Source organism: Youxingia wuxianensis (genome assembly GCF_014385085.1).
Taxonomy (GTDB): domain Bacteria; phylum Bacillota; class Clostridia; order Oscillospirales; family Ruminococcaceae; genus Youxingia; species Youxingia wuxianensis.
Genome location: NZ_JACRTD010000004.1, coordinates 198,392 through 213,800 on the forward strand (window position 1 = coordinate 198,392; position 15,409 = coordinate 213,800).

The 15,409-nt window shown below is 48.5% G+C and carries 12 protein-coding genes and 1 tRNA gene; 5 read left to right on the forward strand and 8 right to left on the reverse strand.

What is annotated here, in order from left to right; all coding sequences use genetic code 11:
• Positions 1–13: 13 nt before the first annotated feature.
• The 3 genes from H8705_RS07140 to H8705_RS07150 all read right to left on the reverse strand — a co-directional run bounded on the left by H8705_RS07140 (position 14) and on the right by H8705_RS07150 (position 3,198).
• Positions 14–859 (reverse strand): carbohydrate ABC transporter permease, encoded by an 846-nt coding sequence (locus tag H8705_RS07140; RefSeq protein WP_262395145.1) that lies wholly within the window; start codon positions 857–859, stop codon positions 14–16.
• On the reverse strand, positions 860–1,786 hold the full coding sequence (locus tag H8705_RS07145) for a carbohydrate ABC transporter permease (RefSeq protein ID WP_262395146.1): 927 nt from the start codon (positions 1,784–1,786) through the stop codon (positions 860–862).
• 95 nt (positions 1,787–1,881) lie between these two features.
• Complete coding sequence (locus H8705_RS07150; RefSeq protein ID WP_262395147.1) at positions 1,882–3,198, reverse strand: ABC transporter substrate-binding protein; 1,317 nt, start codon at positions 3,196–3,198, stop codon at positions 1,882–1,884.
• A 204-nt stretch (positions 3,199–3,402) separates the two neighbouring features.
• Here H8705_RS07150 and H8705_RS07155 point away from each other — a divergent pair, with 204 nt between their 5' ends.
• Together H8705_RS07155 and H8705_RS07160 are read left to right on the forward strand one after the other, a co-directional pair.
• On the forward strand, positions 3,403–5,220 hold the full coding sequence (locus tag H8705_RS07155; protein WP_262395148.1) for a sensor histidine kinase: 1,818 nt from the start codon (positions 3,403–3,405) through the stop codon (positions 5,218–5,220).
• Entirely contained in the window at positions 5,198–6,739 is a 1,542-nt protein-coding gene (locus H8705_RS07160) for a response regulator (protein ID WP_262395149.1), read from the forward strand. The genes H8705_RS07155 and H8705_RS07160 overlap by 23 nt, the downstream gene beginning before the upstream one ends.
• A gap of 44 nt (positions 6,740–6,783) precedes the next feature.
• On the opposite strand, the gene H8705_RS07165 is transcribed toward H8705_RS07160, so the two are convergent.
• The 3 genes from H8705_RS07165 to H8705_RS07175 form a co-directional block, all read right to left on the reverse strand.
• The gene (locus H8705_RS07165) at positions 6,784–8,160 is read right to left on the reverse strand and encodes a glycine--tRNA ligase (RefSeq protein ID WP_316248646.1); all 1,377 of its coding nucleotides are present in this window, start codon (positions 8,158–8,160) and stop codon (positions 6,784–6,786) included.
• Between the two features lie 145 nt (positions 8,161–8,305).
• Positions 8,306–9,202 (reverse strand): ribokinase, encoded by an 897-nt coding sequence (locus H8705_RS07170; protein WP_262395150.1) that lies wholly within the window; start codon positions 9,200–9,202, stop codon positions 8,306–8,308.
• A gap of 1 nt (position 9,203) precedes the next feature.
• Entirely contained in the window at positions 9,204–10,154 is a 951-nt protein-coding gene (locus tag H8705_RS07175; protein WP_262395151.1) for a nucleoside hydrolase, read from the reverse strand.
• A gap of 123 nt (positions 10,155–10,277) precedes the next feature.
• Between H8705_RS07175 and H8705_RS07180 the strand changes: the two genes are divergently transcribed.
• Together H8705_RS07180 and H8705_RS07185 are read left to right on the forward strand one after the other, a co-directional pair.
• Entirely contained in the window at positions 10,278–11,345 is a 1,068-nt protein-coding gene (locus H8705_RS07180) for a LacI family DNA-binding transcriptional regulator (RefSeq protein WP_262395152.1), read from the forward strand.
• A 169-nt stretch (positions 11,346–11,514) separates the two neighbouring features.
• Positions 11,515–11,590: transfer RNA gene (locus tag H8705_RS07185), tRNA-Pro, on the forward strand.
• Between the two features lie 307 nt (positions 11,591–11,897).
• On the opposite strand, the gene H8705_RS07190 is transcribed toward H8705_RS07185, so the two are convergent.
• The gene (locus H8705_RS07190) at positions 11,898–13,247 is read right to left on the reverse strand and encodes an MATE family efflux transporter (protein ID WP_262395153.1); all 1,350 of its coding nucleotides are present in this window, start codon (positions 13,245–13,247) and stop codon (positions 11,898–11,900) included.
• Between the two features lie 30 nt (positions 13,248–13,277).
• Positions 13,278–13,712, reverse strand: a complete 435-nt coding sequence (locus H8705_RS07195; RefSeq protein WP_262395154.1) for a MarR family winged helix-turn-helix transcriptional regulator — start codon at positions 13,710–13,712, stop codon at positions 13,278–13,280.
• Between the two features lie 438 nt (positions 13,713–14,150).
• Here H8705_RS07195 and H8705_RS07200 point away from each other — a divergent pair, with 438 nt between their 5' ends.
• Positions 14,151–15,158 carry an alpha/beta hydrolase family protein gene (locus tag H8705_RS07200; protein ID WP_262395155.1) on the forward strand — a complete coding sequence of 336 codons (1,008 nt, stop codon included), beginning with the start codon at positions 14,151–14,153 and terminating at the stop codon, positions 15,156–15,158.
• The last annotated feature ends 251 nt before the right edge of the window (positions 15,159–15,409 follow it).

The following is a 15,409-nucleotide window of genomic DNA, read 5'->3' on the forward strand; positions in this document are numbered from 1 at the left end:
CACAAAATCCTCCTTATCCCTTGATGCTTCCCGCCATAACGCCCTTAATAAAAGATTTCTGCATCAGCAAAAACAAAATTACCATAGGCAGACAGACGATCAGCGCGCCAGCGAATACCAGATCAAAATTTCCGATACGGGACTGCGCAAACACATACAGCCTCTGCTGCAGCGTTTGTTTGGCCGGGTCGTTGATGACAATCAGCGGCACCTGCAGGTCGTTCCATACATAAACTCCCCGCAATACCAGTACAATCCCGGTAATAGTTTTTAGCAGCGGCATATAAATATGTACATACGCCTGGAAGTAGGAACACCCGTCAATCCGGGCGCTCTCCATAATTTCCATAGGCAATGAACGCATAAAGCCGGTATACAAAAATACGATAAAGGGCATAAACATGGCTGAATACACCAGCGCCAGCCCCAAATAACTGTCTGACAGCCCTAAATTTTTAAGCAGGGATACCAGCGGCACCATCGCCGCCTGAAACGGCAGGGCGATCAGGGAAACAAAAAATACATACAAATAGTTCAGCCATTTATTGCCGGAGATACAAATTCCATACGCAGTCATAGACCCTACAATTACAAAGATGGTACAGGACAATACCAACACAATCAAACTGTTTAGAAAGGTGGTGGTGTAATTCATCTTCTCAAACGCGGAAATAATACTGTCAAAGGTAAAAATTTCCGGACGGATGGTAAAGGGCTGCAGGGAAATATAGGATTTCTCTTTAAAGGCGTTGTTGATTACATACCAGAAAGGAAGCAGGTAAAAAAGCATGATTAAAATCATAATACCGTTGGTGAGAATCACCTTGGCTCGTTTTCTCCGCTTAATGGAAGATTTCATTTAATAGTCCTCCTTTCTGCGCAGGAAAAACAGTTCCACAATGGAAAATAGGATTGTTATTATTGTCAGCATTACCGCCAGCGCCATTGCTTTTCCCTGGCTCATGGCTTTAAAGGCATATTGATAGGACATAAGCGCCATGGTTTGGGAAGCGTAACCCGGTCCTCCCTGGGTAAGTACATACGGCAGGTCGAAAAGGGTTAAAATTGCGATGGTGGAAACGATAATATTTATTGTAATTGACTGAGCGATCAGGGGAATGGTAATCTTAAACAGCCTTTGCCACCAGCTTATTCCATCCACATCCGCGGCCTCATACAATTCTGCCGGTACAGTGGAAAGCCCCCCTAAATAGATCAGTACATAAAATCCAACAGCAAACCAGATAATCGATACGCTTAAAGCGGGCATTACCGTTTGTTTCTGGCCGATCCAGTCCTGGATCAAAAAGCCCAGCCCCACCTTATCCAAAATAAACGCCAATGGCCCTGTAGCAGGATTATAAATGGTCCTCCAGATAAATCCCACCACCACCATGGAGATAATGTTGGGCAGAAATAAAATGACTTTATATACATTGGCCAGCTTGCCGATGTCATAAATAATTACCGCAAATAAAAGCGCTAAAATATTTAAAACCGGCACATACAGGATGATAAGATAAAACGTATTCTTAAACAGGGTCTTAAACTCGCTGGACGCGATTACATTTTTAAAATTTTCAAATCCAATAAATTGATATTCTGTAGAAACTCCGTTCCAGTTGGTCAGACTGTACCGAAACGACATGATCACTGGTAGCACTAAAAATACCAAAACCAAAGCCAGCGCCGGAAGCACAAACAGGATGCCGCTGACAAGCTTTTCATCGAGCTTTCTTTTTTTGAGCGCGCCGCTGCCGGCTTCCAATTTTCTTGCAGACAGCATACCAAGTCCCTCCTTTTTTTAAAAAGTCTTAAGAAATTATCCCCCCAATACCGTCGGTAAAGGGGTATTGAGGGGATAAGTCAGGTGATCTAAGCTTATTGGGCGGTATACAGATCCTGCAGGGTCTTCGCCGCCTCCTGCGGGGTAATTTCATTGGTGGCTACCTGCTGGAAGGTCTGCGGCAGACGGGCATAGACCGACGGCGGCAGGATCTCGAACCAGTAAGCGCCTGTGGTTTTAATCTGAAGCAGTTTTTCTACATAAGCTTTCACATCGTCCGTCATTTTTACTTTGCTTTCATCGTATTCGATCAAAGACGGGATGCTGCCTCTGGACTGCTGATAGGTGTAGAAGCCTTCTTCATTGGCGATATAGTTTACAAATTTAATCCCAGCTTCTTTGTTGGGGCCTTCCGCTACGGCAAAGCCAGTTTCTGTTCCCAGCACTACCGCCTGTTCCTGGCCTTCCATATTCCATGGGGGAACCATCATGCCAACTTCAAACGGGCTTTCCATGAAAGCGCCCGCCATCCAGATTCCCTGGAAGCACATAGCCGATTTTTCCTGTTTAAAGGAGTCCAGCAAGGTGGTTACCATGGCGCTGACCGAACCGGTGAGCAGATAATCGTTGTCGTTTAAAATCTTTACTCTTTCAAAGATTCTCGCCTGTTCCGGGGTATCAAAATTATAAGTTCCGTTAGCAATTTTCTCTATGTACTGGGGATCTGTAGCCGCAATTTCCACTGCGTTTCCAGTGCTCCAAGCGGTGTTGGAGATAGCGCCGTCGCCCATGGCTACCGACAGGGGAGCGTATCCGGCGGCTTTTAGTTTTTCACAGGCCGCTAAAAATTCATCCCAGTTTTTCGGTTCTTCCGTGATCCCCGCGTCCTCAAACATCGCCTTATTGTAGTAGATCAGAGTGGAGGAAAGGCCTCCCGCTACGCCGAACAGTTTGCCGGAGGAAGAGGTAAATACCGGTTTGAGGCTTTCGACCATGTTTTTAGCTGCGTCGATTTCCGCCAGGTCGATAATCAGCCCGTTTTCTGCCAAGTCCGCTCCAAAAGCGCCGGCATTGATGGACATTACATCCGGAAGGGAACCGGAAGCCGCTTTCGGCTGTAAGTATTCCTCTACTTCACCAGGCATCGGGGTATACTCTACTTTAATGCCGTATTTGGCGGTAAAGTCCGCGGCGATTTGCTCCGCAGCATCCAGCCAGTCGTTGGACATCAGAGCCACGGTAATGGTAATATCTTCCGCGGGAGCCTCTCCTGCTGCCGGAGCGCTGTCCGCCGGGGCCGCATCGCTGGAAGTATCCGGGGCAGGGGTGTCCGCCCCGCCGCAACCTGCCACCAGGGTCAGCAGCATTGCCAAGGCTGCGATCATTGCGATTATTTTTCTCCTGTTCATCATGTTTTCGACCTCCTAATAGTTTGGTTTTTGGGTCATCTAACGTATCTTTATTGTACCCGTTGGATTTACAAAGTCACAGATAACAAAATTATAAAAAGGTTCACAATTTTATAATGTTTTGGTCATATCCGCTATTTTTTTCCTTTACGGATGCAAATTACTGTGCTAAAATGAGGATAAATTTCGGGCAGGGAGGATATTTTTATGAAAAATTGGTATTTCAATCTGAGTATCAAATACAAACTCCTCCTGCTTTTTTATTTCTTTTTGGCTCTTTTTTCCACCTGTTTTTATTTATATAATACCCGCACCGCTTCTCAAAATATTATGGATAAGGTAGGCTCCGCCAACCTGTATCTTTTACAGCAGATCAGCTCAAATGTGTCGTTTATGCGTCAGGAAATTGAGGATATGTCCACCCAGCTGGTGATCCAGCCCCAGATTCAGGCATACATCCAACCATCTGAAAAACAGGATGATTATGTGCAGAAGCTATATGTGGACAGCAATGTGAGAAATGCGGTCAACTTGATTGTGTCTAAGGATTACATCTCTTCCCTGTCCATCTGTGGATTTGAAAACAATTCTGTGCCCTTCCTGCGCAGTATTGACAGCCGTTTTACTCTGCCGCCGCTGCAGGAACTGTCCCAGATGGATTTTTTCCAGCAGGCCGTAGACGCCAAGGGCAAACCTATCTGGCTGGAAAATTCGGAAGAAACCTACGTTTTTGCCGCTAACAACCGATATAACCGTATTTTTATGGCTCGGGTTATCCGGGAATATAACACCTATGAAAATCTGGGGCTTCTGGTGATTGGAATCAGCGAGCCCGCCCTGCGCCAGGCGTATACCCGTGGGATCGATGTGGATGAATGTGCTATCGCCATCCTGGATAAAAACGGGGAGCTGATTTCCAGTGCGGGCAGAGAGGCCTTCTCTTCCCTTTCTCCCAAACTGCTTTCCCAGATCGCCCAAACCCGGGAGGGATACCGGACACAGACGCTGGAGGGGCAGGAAATGCTTCTTTCCTATACTTTGGATAAAGTTACCGGCTGGACCTATCTGTACGCCGTGCCTATGGCTCCCCTTACCCGGGAGATCAACAGCTCTCAAAACTATATTCTCATTTTCCTGTTGGCGGCGGCTCTGCTTTTCTTCCCCCTGCTTATGTTTGCCACCGATATGATTATTCGTCCTATCCGAAAGCTGCTGGGCGCTATGCGCAGTTTCCAGACAGGGGACTTTGACGCGCGGATTACCTTCCGTTACAAGGATGAAATCGGTCAGTTGGGGAGCGGGTACAATGAAATGGTGGATAGTATTAAACGACTGATTGATCAGGTGTATGTTCTTCAGATCAAAGAACAGGAAGCGGAGTTTACCGCTCTGCAAAGCCAGATCAATCCCCATTTTTTGTATAATACCCTGGACAGCATCTATTGGAAAGCCACTAAAAATGATCAAAAAGAAATCGCGGAAATGGTCTGGTCTCTCTCCAATCTGTTCCGCATCAGTTTAAATAAAGGCAGCCGGTACAACTCGGTGGAGCATGAATTTGAGTTTTTAAAACAATATTTGCGGCTTCAGCAGCTTCGCTATGGGGATAAGATCAATTATGAAATCCAGCTGGATCCCAACGCGCGCACCGTCGAAATCCCCAAATTAATCCTGCAGCCGTTTGTAGAAAACGCCATTTATCACGGCCTGGAGCAAAAGGATGGCCAGGGCACAGTCACCGTCAGCTGCCAGCGGACGTTTGATTATCTGATCTTCCAAATCGCTGATAATGGCAACGGTATGGACAATCAAACTTTGACTCAGCTGCAAAGCGGCGCGTTTACCGCTACCAAAACCAGCGGGTATGCCATCCGCAACATCCAGGAACGTTTAAAGCTCGTTTATGGAGAAGATTACCGTCTGAACATCTTAAGTTCCCCTGGGGAGGGGACAACTATTCAGCTCTATCTTCCAATAACGCATCCGAAAAGGAGGGAGCAGGATGATAAAGCTTCTGATCGCTGACGACGAAAGAGATACCCGCAGTGTTATCCGGGACATGGTCCCTTGGGAAGAAAACGGTATCCGTGTGTGCGGGGAGGCTTCCAACGGAAAGGAAGCGATTCATACCATTGAAACCCAGCGCCCGGATATAGCCTTGTTGGATATCCGGATGCCTTTGGTGGACGGACTGGGGGTGGCCAAATATATCTATGAAAATAAGCTGGATATGGAAAGCGTTATTCTCAGCGGCCACAACGAATTTGTTTACGCCCAGCAAGCCATGAAATACGGCGTGTCCGACTATCTTCTAAAACCCTGCCGGCCGGAGGATATTTTAGCCAGCATCACCCACTGCAAACAGCGCCTGGAGCAAAACCGCCAAAAGGAAAATCTCCTGTCCAATATGTCCAATCAGCTTTCGCAGGACAACTCTGCATTAAACGAGCACCTGCTTCTCCAGCTGCTTTCCGGGGCGGGGGCGGCTCCCGGTCTCCTTTCCCTGTTCGAACAAAGCGAAAACTGCTGTTTTTGCGCGGCGGCATTTCTGCCCCAGCGCAATATCACCCAGGACGTCACCGCCCGGGAACTGATTTTAGGGGAGTTGTATAAACAGTTTCTGCATTGCGAGACTGCCCGGACAAACGGGCATATCGCTGTGGTAGTGCAGATGAAAACGGATGACCCCTCTTCTTTGTACAACGCCTGCCTGCGCATACGGGAAAAATTCCTCTCGGAGGATCTGCAGGTTTCTATCGGTATCGGCATGCCGGTGTCCGCCTTGCCTTTGCTGCCTTCCTCTTATCAAAGCGCCCTTTTTATGCTGGAAAAACAGTTCTTTTCCTTCCCCGGGCAGGTGCTGTCAGGCTGTTGCGAGGATGATTTTTCCCATCTTCCCTATCTGCGTCCGGACGAGGAGGAAAGCCGGCTTCTCAGCGCTATACGCACCGGCGGCGAAGAACAGGTTTCCCCCATCGTAGAGGAGTTTTTTCAGCTGTTTCAAAGCCATCCCTGTACCAAAGCCAATGTGATCAACGCCGTTCTTACCCTGCTGCTGGAAGTATACCGTATCTGCGAAACCTGCGGCATCCCTGTCCCGGAAAATATGGAAAATTACCTGCTTTACGAGCAGCTGGAAGATTTTTCTACATTGGAGGAATTAAAGCGTCTGGTACTTTTGTTCGCCCAGGACACGGCCCTTAAAATCCAAGGAAAATCCAGCGGCAGCAGTCCGATTCATGCAGCTTTGAAATATATCGAAGAGCACTACCGGGAAAATATCGATCTGAATATTCTGGCTTCCCATGTACATATTACCCCCAGCTATTTAAGCCTGATGTTCAAGCAAACCACCGGGGTAAACTTTATTGATCATCTCAACAATACCCGGATACAAAAGGCGTGCGAGCTAATGAAAAATCTGGAGCTGAAAGCTTACGAAATTTCTTATATGGTGGGCTATAACGATGAAAAATATTTTTCCCGGGTGTTTAAGAAGGTTACCGGCATGAGCCCTTCCAAATACCGCAAAGTAAATATCTGAACAAAAAAGCGGGAGACTTATGTCTCCCGCTTTTTTCAGTCGTATTAAAATTCCAGTTTCTCTTTGATGTAACCGGCCAGTTTTTCTATAGAAATCCGCTCCTGAGACATCGTGTCCCGGTCCCGGACAGTAACACAGCCGTCTGTTTCGGAATCAAAGTCGTAGGTGACGCACACCGGAGTACCGATCTCATCCTGACGGCGATAACGTTTCCCGATGGAACCGGCGTCGTCATAATCCACCATAAACTCTTTTCTCAAAGCGTCGTACACCTTGCCCGCGCCCTCATTGAGTTTTTTGGAAAGGGGCAGGATGCAGGCTTTAAAGGGAGCCAGCGCCGGATGCAGACGCATAACGATACGGGTGTCCTTTTCGTCGATTACCTCTTCATCATACGCATCGCACAAAAACGCCAATGCCACTCGGTCGGCGCCCAGCGAAGGTTCTACCACATAAGGAATATATTTTTCATTGGCTTCCTGATCAAAGTATTCCAAAGATTTGCCCGAATGGTTGGCGTGCTGGGTCAAATCATAATTGGTGCGGTCGGCAATGCCCCACAGCTCGCCCCAGCCAAAGGGGAACAGATACTCAATGTCGGTGGTAGCTTTGGAGTAGAAAGACAGCTCCTCCGCAGAATGATCCCGCAGGCGCATATTTTCTTTTGCAAGGCCCAGGGACAACAGCCAGTTCTCACAGAAACTTCTCCAATACTGGAACCATTCCAAATCGGTGTCCGGCTTACAGAAGAACTCCAGCTCCATCTGTTCAAATTCCCGAATCCGGAAGATAAAGTTTCCCGGAGTAATCTCATTGCGGAAGGACTTTCCAACCTGCGCTACACCGAAGGGAATTTTCTTGCGGGTGGTGCGCTGGACGTTGGCAAAGTTTACAAAGATACCCTGGGCGGTTTCCGGGCGCAGATACAGCTCGCTTTTCGCGTCCTCCGTAACCCCCTGAAACGTTTTAAACATCAGGTTGAATTTGCGGATATCGGTGAAGTTTTCGCTTCCGCAGTTAGGACATTTGATATGATGCTCTTTGATATAAGCCGTCATTTCCTCATTGGACCAGCCGTCGGCCAGCTCTCCGGCAGCGTCCTCAATCAGTTTATCCGCCCGATGACGGGTTTTACAGTCTTTGCAGTCCATCAGCGGGTCGGAAAATCCGCCTACATGGCCGGAGGCTACCCACACCTGGGGATTCATCAGTATGGCGCTGTCCAGCCCAACGTTATAAGGGCTTTCCTGAACAAATTTTTTCCACCAGGCACGTTTTACATTGTTTTTAAATTCCACCCCTAGCGGGCCGTAATCCCAAGAGTTGGAAAGGCCGCCATAAATCTCTGATCCGGCATATACAAAGCCTCTGTTTTTACAAAGGGCTACTACCTTATCCATGGTTTTTTCCGTATTTTTCAAAATATCTGCACCCTCTCGTTTTCAGTATCAATCGGTGGTTGCTCTAAAGTTATATTCTATATGGAACTGTCTGTGAAGTCAAGGTTTTGCAGGCAAAAACACAGCCAAAGAAGGTTGTTTTCGCCTTCTTTGGCTGTGTTTTTATTTATATCAGCGTTAAATTGCTGAAGTTTACCTCCTGCCAAGTTGGAATAGAAGGCGCCGCACCTTTGCGGGAGACCGCAATGGAAGAGGCGATAGACGCGGCGCGCAGCGCCTCTTCAGGGGTGTTTCCCTGCATAATACTGCCAATGAAGAATCCGGTAAAGGTATCTCCAGCGGCGGTGGTGTCCACCACCGGCACATCATAAATCCCGTGGGAGAGTACCTGCTCCCCGTCTTTGTATTTTACCCCCAGTTTACCCAAGGTCAAAACGATTTTTGCCTGGGGATACTTTTCTCCCAGCGCTTTCATAGCGTCCTCCGGATTGTTTGTGCCGCTGATATCCTGCGCTTCTACCTCGTTGATCATAAAATAATCCACCAGCTCCAACGGCAGGTCCAGGATCTTCTCGTTCATGGGGGAGGGATTGAGGACAATTTTCATTTTCTGCCGGTGGGCGGCGCAAATCATACAGCCAATCTCATTGATCTCATTTTGCAGAACCAGAAAATCCCCCGCCTCAAACTGGGAAATCGTCTCTTTCGCCTCCCACTCGCACATAGTCTGATTGGAGCCGCCGTAGGCCAGGATACAGTTGTTTCCAGAGCGGTTTACCTGGATAATGGCATTGCCTGTTCCCACCTGGGAGCGCACCCGTAAATATCGGGTGTCCACCCCGTTTTCCTCCAGCAGACGGCGAAGCATCTCCCCGTCTTGTCCGATGGCGCCTGCATGATACACCTGGGCTCCCGCCCGGGACAAAGCAATCGACTGATTTAATCCCTTGCCCCCTGGAAATACCTGACGGTCCAAGGCAATCATAGTTTCCCCCGGCCGGACAAAATGATCCACCCGGAATACATAATCTAAATTTAAAGACCCGTAGCTTAATACTTTCATATCAGCGCTCCCTCTCCTCATCATATAGGCGAATACCGTTTTCCACCAGATCCCAAAACCGGGGGGCGTCCAGCGTCACCGCCACATTGACATTGGGTTTCTTCTTCATCACCTCATAATAATCGCACACAGACCTGCCGTAGTTCATCCCCTGGACGGTATCCACCTGAACATACATGGGTTTGGTTTTAATACATGCGGGGTCTATCAGGTAAGCAATACAGGCGGGATCATGAAGAGGGCCCCCCTGCATCCCGTATTGCTTTCCTTCCCGCTCCAGATAAAAACTCATCGTATCGCAAAAAAGCTCCGCCGCTTTATTGCTGGCTTTTTTCATCCGCTGCACAGTCTCCCAGGTGCAAAGGGCTTGGGCGGTTAGATCCAGCCCCATCATAGTCATAGGGCAGCCGCTGTTCAGAACAATCCGGGCGGATTCCGGGTCGCAGTAAAAATTAAATTCCGCAGCGGGGGTAACATTTCCCAGCCCATAAGCGCCCCCCATAAACACAAGCTCTTTGATCTTCGAAGTAATCTTGGGTTCCAGCCGCATCGCCAAAGCGATATTGGTCATGGGACCGCAGGAAACCAGCGTAATATCCCCCTGGGAGGCCATCAGCGTTTCAATCAGATACCATACCCCATGCTGTTCTTCCGCCTTTTTTGCCAAAGGGGCAAATACCGGTCCATCCAGCCCGCTCTCACCATGGATCTCTCCGGCAGTAGCCTGTGTTTCCCGCACCAAAGGCCGGCTGGCTCCAGCGTAAACGGGTACTTCCAGCCCCAGATGCTGAGTTACGTGAAGAGCGTTTTTGAGCGTTTTATCCAGGGTTTGATTGCCTGCTACCACAGTGATCCCCAACAGCTCCAGACGGGGATGTCTTCCCGCCAGCAGGATGGCGATAGCGTCGTCCTGTCCTGGGTCGCAGTCCAAAATAATTTTTCTTCTGTCCACAAGCCTTCCCCCTTTGTCTAAATCTCCTATAGTAAAACGATTTACCATACTGAGTTCAGTGTAATATAAAATTTGGCTTCTGTCAACGGAAAACCGCATTTGCAATCAAGGGAAATATCCGTTATGATAAAAGCAAATAAATCGTTTTATCTTGGGAAAATACAGGTGATGATTATGCGCCCTACAATGAAAGACATCGCTCAAAAAACCGGACTTTCCGTAACTACTGTGTCCCTGGCTTTAAACAACAAGCCCGCCAATATTCCCCCGCGTACCCGGGAACTGGTACTGAACGCCGCCCGGGAATTGGGATACCGGCCCAACAAACTGGCGGCAGGACTTCGGGGAAAGTGCACCAACACCCTGGGACTGATTCTTCCGGATATCCGCAATGTGTTTTTCTCTTCCCTGTGCAAAGGGGCGGAGGACGCCTGCCGGGAGATGGGGTGGAATGTAATCTTATGTAATACCAGCGATTCTCACCGGCGGGATATGGAATATATCCAAATTCTTGCCGACCGCAGCGTAGACGGTATTCTTTATTGTATTTCCTCGGACAGCACCCTCCTGCAAGCCCAGGAAAGCTGTAAGCTTCTGGGAAGCTTATCCATGCCTTTTGTCCTCTTGGACCGGGATGCGGGCATCGCCGGCTGTGATCTGGTTCTAACCGACCACCGCCAGGGAGGATTTTTAGGGGCGCGGCATCTGCTTTTCCTGGGGCATCGCCATATCGCCCTGGTAACAGGGCCTTCCCACTTAAACGGGTGTAAACAGCGGCTGGACGGCGTCAAGCGCGCCTATGAGGATGCGGGGATCGTATTTGATCCCGCTTTGGTATACGAGGGAAATTTTCGTTTGGAGAGCGGCGAAGCATCGGTGGATTTCTTGCTGAACAAAAAAATTTCCGCGGTTTTTGCCTTTAACGATATGATGGCGTATGGTATTTATAAGGGCCTGCGCCGCCGGGGGCTGCGCGTACCCAGAGATCTGTCGGTGATCGGATATGACGATGTGTTTCCTTCTGATATTGTCGGCGTGCCGCTGACCAGCGTACGCCAGCCGGTGTATGAAATGGGGAAGGCCGGCGCCCGCCGAATGATTTCCCGGATACAGCAGCCGCAGATTTTGTGTGAAACCAAGCTTCTTTCCCCTGTTCTTGTCCTTCGGGAAAGCACCGCGCCTTTTAAGTAATTCTCTCAGTCGTCCGGGCGTTGGATAAGTTGACAGAGCGCTGTTTTTAGTGTATAATAACTTTCGCACTGTAATACAGCGCTTTTATTTTTGATGTTTTTAAAGACACCGCTTCCTTTGGTTTAAGGTTTGCTTTGAAAATGGATAAAATGAGTGCAGTTTTATATTTCGGGGTGTAGCGCAGTTGGTAGCGCGCCTGCTTTGGGAGCAGGATGCCGGGTGTTCGAGTCACCTCACTCCGACCACGTCGCCGCAAGCTTTGTATCGCTTGCGGCGACTTTTTTGTAAAAAGTCACGCTCTGCTCGGTTGCAAGCGCCCTCGCGACGGCTCCCTGTCGCTGCCAACTTTTTGCGGGCGCGGTCCCCTCACACTCCTCTTTCCTTCCAAAAACAGAAAATTTCGCGGCGTCTTTTTCTCCCCATAGACGGCACCCCAAGGCAAAGTCCGCCTTGCTTCTACGCTTTTTATGCCTTCAGCGCCAGAAAACAAAAAGCAGAGGACATCCTCTGCTTTTTATAGGTTCTATCGTTTCTTATAGCGTTTTGTTCCGGCTAATTTTGAACCACGTCTTCCTTGTTCAGTTCATTGCGGATCTTTACCAAAATAACCAAAGATACCACCGCGGCAAGCACCGATGTCCCGGCAAAGTTTAACCATAGCCCGGTCAAACCCAAAGGCCACAGCAGAATAACCAGCAGTACCGGGAAAACCAGCGCAGTTGAAACCGAAATAACCGACGCCGGTACCGGTTTATCTATGGCAAGCATATAACTCTGCGTAGCAAAGGAGAGCCATCTGGTAAGGTAGGTAAGCCCAAACAGCTTCAGCGCTATCAAAGCCATATTTAAAAATTCCACATCCGTATGGTCCATAAACATGCTAACAATCTGCCGCGGGAAACAAAAGATCACTAAGGAGGAAAGAAGGGATAAAGCGCCGATTGCAATAAAACAGCATTTCTCAATAGCCCTTACCCTGGAATACTTCCCTGAACCCCAGTTATACCCCACTGCCGGCTGCAGCGAATCGCACATTCCATACAGAAGGGACTGAATAAATCCCTCCACATACATCAAAATGCCATACACGGATACCGCCATCTGTCCGCTGAGGCGGACTAAAAGCACATTGATTAAAATCGATGTGATACGCCCTGCAATATTATTCAGAAATTCCGGGCTTCCGCAGGCAATAATCTGCTTTACCATCCCAACACTAAAATGGGGCCTGCACAAACGAAGCTGTACGGTTCCCCGGAGAAAGGGCGTCAAAGCGATCAGAGCGCAAATACACATTCCCAGACAAGTGGCCAGAGCGGCTCCCCAAATTCCCCATTTGAAGATAACCAGGAATAAAAACTCCAAAACAGCGCTCAGCGCCGACATAAGAATATTTAAGAACATGCTGCTGCGGATTTTCCCGCAGATACGCAGGTAGTTGTCCATTGCGAATACAATCGTAGTCAAGGGGGAGCAAAGGGCGTACACCCGCAGATATTGCACCGCAAATTCAGCGAATTGGCCCTGCGCGCCCATAAGACTAATAAGCGCGGGGGCGCAGGCAAATAAAACACCTCCGATTAAAACCCCTGTTCCTACAATCATCAAGCAGGCGCAGGTAAAAATATTATTGGCTTGCTCTTCCTCTTTGCGCCCCAAGTTAATAGAGATGGGAACAGAGGAGCCAACACCAATCAAGTCCGCCAGAGAAAAGTTGATAATGACAAATGGCATCGCCAAATTTAAGGCGGCAAATGCTGTTTCCCCCAAAAACTGCCCGACAAAAATCCCATCGATCATCTGATAAAGGGCCGAAGCTAACATACTGACCGCCCCAGGGACTGCGGCAATAAAAAACAGCTTTAGGGGCGGAGTATTGGAAAATAAGGTGTGCGAATTCATATATTATGTCCTCTCCATAGGTTCATTCTATTATTCTTTTTGAAATTCTTCATACAGCCGGTCCGCAAAGAAATCCAGCGCGTCCGCAAACAAAGAAGGAAACTGCTGTAACGTTTTCTCGATTGCCCGCTGTTCCGCTGCATAAACGCTTTTCATAACCTTTTGCGTATAGGCCTTCCCGCTGTCGGTTAGGCGGATGTTCTTTTCTCTTGTCTTTCCCCGCGCCAAAAGCGTTATATAGCCGGCTTCTATGAGTTCTTTTACAATCGTATTAATTGTGGTTTTGGGGATCAGCCACTCTTCACAGATCTGTTTCTGGGAGTGCAGATTTCCATCGTCCAGCGCATAAAGCAGCGCCAGCATGTTCTCGTTAATCCCCAGCTTTTTCGCGCTCAAATAATAAGTGCCGTCAATTTTGTTCATAGCTACCGCAATCCGCCGGACAATTTCAAAGTTCTGATCCATGCAAACCCCTCCCAGTACGAAATCGTACTTATTGTAATACGATTTCGTACTGTTGTCAAGGAAATTTTTTTCCTAAAACTATGCCGCTTCCTGAGGCGCCGGCTGTAAAAGCTGTCCGCGGCGAACGTTGATCTGGCCGGCGGACGCAAACCGGCTCAATGTCCCCCGGCGGACCGGGCGTTTTCCGCGCTTTTTCCGCGCTGATCGGCCGGGAATATCCAAACGCTAACTTTGCCGGGTATTCCGCCTCTACCGAAACGCCGATTTTTATGGTAATATTATTAGGAGTATTATCCGCCTGTCTTTTATCGGCGGCCGCTCTTGCGGCAGCCGTCTTATTGGAACTGCTGTCTATGATAGCGCTGTTTGCCTTCCCGCAAAAAATTTGCAGAAGGTATGGCGGCCAGCGCCACGAAATAAAATTGCGAGGTGTCAACTATGAGAAATCACTACCCCCACAAGCACAACCATCAGCTGCTGTGTGAAACCGTTCCTTCCCTGCGGTATCAGGAGGGCGAGGACTTTTTTAAATGGCAGGAAACGGCCAGAACAAAATTAGCACAGCTTCTGGGGCTTCCGTTTGAAAGGTGCGACCCGGAATTTCAGCTGGACTACGTCCAGGATAAAGGTCCTTATACCGATACCCGTTTTTCCTTCCAAAGCGAAAAGGGGTATTATGTCCCCTGTCATCTGCTCCAGCCAAAAACACTGGACCCCAAAAAACCGGTGTTTATCTGCCTGCAGGGGCATACTACCGGCATGCACGTCTCCTTAGGAATAGAGAAAAATCCGGTTGACAAGGAAGATATTGTGGATGTAGACGCGGCTTATGCCCTGGAAGCTTTAAACCGCGGATATTGTGTGATTTTATTGGAACAACGCAACTTTGGCGAATGCGGAGGGAACGAACAGGGGCCTGACTGTTACCTTTCCACAATGACCGCTCTGCTTTTGGGGCGCACTACCATTGGGGAACGGGTTTGGGACGCCCAGCGGATGATCGATGTTTTGGAAGCCAATTTCCCCGATTTAAACCTGGAAAAGCTGGCTTGCCTGGGGCTCTCCGGAGGAGGTACCGCCACTACCTACATCTCATGCCTGGAGCCAAGAATTAAATATATTGTGGTGGCAGGGGCCTTGTGTACCTTTAAACATTCCATTGCCGCCATGTACCATTGCAGCTGCAACTATGTGCCAAAAATCGCCGAATATTTTGATATGGGGGATTTAGGCGGGCTGTTCGCTCCGAGAAAATTTTTAGATGTAGCGGGGGACGTGGACCCCATCTTCCCAGTCGAGGGCGTGATGGAGGCTTATCATCAGATTGAAAAACAGTATCAGGCGGCAAACGCTCCAGACGCCTGCAAAATGCTCGTAGGACACGGTCCTCATCGTTTTTTCAACAAGGAAGCTTGGGACATCATCGATTCTTTTTTTAAGGACTGAATGCTGGCGATTAATCCTGTGATCCAATGAAAAAAATAGCGAAAGCCTTGAAAACTGTCCTGGCAGTTCGGATAAAACGCTCCGCCCCCAACACCGGAAACTGGGGGGACGGGGCGTTTATTTTTGTCTTAACTGAGCTCCAAAAAAGCCCCTTTCTTTTATGGGCGATTGGTGTTTCCTTTATTTTCTAATTGTAAATTTTGTCGAATATTGTTGAAAAATCTTTCCGGAAACGATACAATTAATCGTAA

Bases quoted from the DNA above. Each gene is read 5' to 3' on its own strand.
- H8705_RS07160 (WP_262395149.1), top strand. From the start codon at position 5,198: ATGATAAAGCTTCTGATCGCTGACGACGAAAGAGATACCCGCAGTGTT.
- H8705_RS07190 (WP_262395153.1), bottom strand. From the start codon at position 13,247: ATGAATTCGCACACCTTATTTTCCAATACTCCGCCCCTAAAGCTGTTT.
- H8705_RS07145 (WP_262395146.1), bottom strand. From the start codon at position 1,786: ATGCTGTCTGCAAGAAAATTGGAAGCCGGCAGCGGCGCGCTCAAAAAA.
- H8705_RS07180 (WP_262395152.1), top strand. From the start codon at position 10,278: ATGATAAAAGCAAATAAATCGTTTTATCTTGGGAAAATACAGGTGATG.
- H8705_RS07200 (WP_262395155.1), top strand. From the start codon at position 14,151: ATGAGAAATCACTACCCCCACAAGCACAACCATCAGCTGCTGTGTGAA.
- H8705_RS07195 (WP_262395154.1), bottom strand. From the start codon at position 13,712: ATGGATCAGAACTTTGAAATTGTCCGGCGGATTGCGGTAGCTATGAAC.
- H8705_RS07155 (WP_262395148.1), top strand. From the start codon at position 3,403: ATGAAAAATTGGTATTTCAATCTGAGTATCAAATACAAACTCCTCCTG.
- H8705_RS07140 (WP_262395145.1), bottom strand. From the start codon at position 859: ATGAAATCTTCCATTAAGCGGAGAAAACGAGCCAAGGTGATTCTCACC.
- H8705_RS07170 (WP_262395150.1), bottom strand. From the start codon at position 9,202: ATGAAAGTATTAAGCTACGGGTCTTTAAATTTAGATTATGTATTCCGG.
- H8705_RS07150 (WP_262395147.1), bottom strand. From the start codon at position 3,198: ATGATGAACAGGAGAAAAATAATCGCAATGATCGCAGCCTTGGCAATG.